Origin of the sequence: Mesorhizobium sp. M7A.T.Ca.US.000.02.2.1 (assembly GCF_003996995.1) — a bacterium.
Classification (GTDB): domain Bacteria; phylum Pseudomonadota; class Alphaproteobacteria; order Rhizobiales; family Rhizobiaceae; genus Mesorhizobium.
Genome location: NZ_RZTT01000688.1, coordinates 1 through 1,978, shown reverse-complemented (window position 1 = coordinate 1,978; position 1,978 = coordinate 1). Strand labels below are relative to the sequence as shown.

Below are 1,978 nucleotides of genomic sequence, written 5' to 3'. Positions count from 1 at the left end.
GCCGGAAGCTGACACCAGTTCGAATCTGAACCCGCCGTTCATCGGCCCTTCAGGCTGTTTTTGGCATGTTGCCCGCACCATCAATGCGGCCAAGGCCGAAGGAGACAAAGACATGCTGACCCGCCGTACACTTGCCGCCGCGCTGATCGCGGCAATTGCCATGCCAAGCCTGGCCGCAGCCCAGGCGACAACGCCTTCGGCCGCGACGATCGAGCGGAAGCTCGAGGCGGCGCCGCGTGTGAAATTGCGGCCGAACGAGCGCGTCACCATCCGCGAATTCAAGCGGCGCCCGGATTTGCGCCGCATGGCCCGCTCGATCGATATCCAGTCGATCAACTTCGCCTTCGGTTCGGCGGCTATTGCCAACTCGCAATACGACAAGATCGAGACCATTGCCGACGCGCTGCGGCGCATCCTGCGCCGCGATCGCGGCGCCCGCGTGCTGATCGAGGGCCACACCGACGCCGTCGGCTCCTTCCAGTCGAATCAGGCTCTGTCCGAACAGCGCGCCGTTTCGCTCAAGCGCACATTGGTGCGCGAATTCGGTGTGCCGGGTCATGCTCTCGAGACAGTCGGCTATGGCGAAGAGTTTTTACTGGTGCAGACGCAGAACGAAAACTGGCAGAATCGCCGGGTGACACTGCGCCGCTTCGACGATTTCATCCGTTGAGCCGCAGCTCTGAATTTTAGTTAGCCGGCGCCTTCGACGGGACTTGATGAGAGCCGGTCGCCGACGGGCGACCGGCTCTTCGATATTTGGCAGGAATCGGGTGGGCGGCGAGAGTTCAAAGGCATAATTCCGGTAGACCACACCGGAGATTTTACATGACCATCCAGTTCAAAGCTTTGCCGACCGAAGGTGTCAGGACGCTGCAACGCGGCGGGATCGATGCTTATGGCCAAATGCCCGAGCGAAAGATCTCCGACGGTGACGGCATGCCTTGCCGGCATTGCTTGAAGAACATCGCCGCCGGCGATGCCTACCTTGTTCTGGCGTACCGGCCATTCCCGCAGCTTCAGCCCTATGCTGAAACCGGGCCGATCTTCCTGCATGGCGGGGAATGCGACCGCGCTGCCGAGAGCGAGGCGCTGCCCGAGATTCTCGAAAGCCCCGACTACATCGTGCGCGGCTATGGCAGGGATGATCGCATCGTCTATGGCAGCGGCGGCGTCATCCCGACCACGGCAATTGCTGCACGGGCCGAGACGCTGTTCGAACGCGACGAGATCGCCTACGTCCATGTCCGTTCGGCGCGCAACAATTGCTACCAGTGCCGCATCGAGCGCGCTTGAGGCTGAGATTAGCCGCTGGAAAACAGTTGTCGTACTGCCGTCGCATAGTCGCGATAGAAAGCCATTGTCGATCGATTTGCCGACCGCGGATGAACCGGCGGTAAATCTCGACATCGAGGAAGCGGGGCTTTGGCTCCGCTTTTTTGTTGTAGGGAAAGAAAAAACCCGCCGGCGTGACCGGCGGGCTGACGGGAGGAATAATCCAAACGAAATCAGGCGGCGAGAACGGCTTTCGGCTCGACCAGTTCGTAGCCGAGCGCCTCGGCGACTGCCCGGTTGGTGATCTTGCCCTTGTGGACATTGAGGCCGTTGCGCAGGTGATGATCGTCGACCAGCGCCTTCAGGCCCTTGTCGGCGAGCTGCAGGCCGTTGTGAAGCGTCGCGTTGTTGAGCGCGTGGGCCGAAGTGACCGGCACGGCACCAGGCATGTTGGCGACGCAATAGTGGATGACGCCGTCGACCTCATAGGTCGGCTCGGCATGAGTGGTGGCGTGCGAGGTCTCGAAGCAGCCGCCCTGGTCGATGGCGACGTCGACCAGCACCGAGCCTTTCTTCATGCCCGACAGCATTTCGCGCGAAACCAGTTTTGGCGCCGCGGCACCCGGGATCAGCACCGCGCCGACGACGATGTCGGCTGAAAAACACTCTTCTTCCAGCGCCTCGACAGTCGAGTAACGGGTGTGGA

The 1,978-nt window shown here is 61.6% G+C and carries 2 protein-coding genes and 1 pseudogene; 2 read left to right on the top strand and 1 reads right to left on the bottom strand.

Annotated features, from left to right (window positions below; all coding sequences use genetic code 11):
• Positions 1–112 precede the first annotated feature (112 nt).
• Together EOD15_RS33585 and EOD15_RS33580 are read left to right on the top strand one after the other, a co-directional pair.
• Complete coding sequence (locus EOD15_RS33585) at positions 113–670, top strand: OmpA family protein (protein ID WP_127321594.1); 558 nt, start codon at positions 113–115, stop codon at positions 668–670.
• A 155-nt stretch (positions 671–825) separates the two neighbouring features.
• Positions 826–1,293, top strand: a complete 468-nt coding sequence (locus tag EOD15_RS33580; protein WP_127321593.1) for a DUF1203 domain-containing protein — start codon at positions 826–828, stop codon at positions 1,291–1,293.
• Between the two features lie 212 nt (positions 1,294–1,505).
• Here EOD15_RS33580 and EOD15_RS33575 read toward each other — a convergent pair.
• Positions 1,506–1,978: pseudogene (locus tag EOD15_RS33575) on the bottom strand (alanine dehydrogenase); the annotation flags it as partial.

Bases quoted from the DNA above. Each gene is read 5' to 3' on its own strand.
- EOD15_RS33585 (WP_127321594.1), top strand. From the start codon at position 113: ATGCTGACCCGCCGTACACTTGCCGCCGCGCTGATCGCGGCAATTGCC.
- EOD15_RS33580 (WP_127321593.1), top strand. From the start codon at position 826: ATGACCATCCAGTTCAAAGCTTTGCCGACCGAAGGTGTCAGGACGCTG.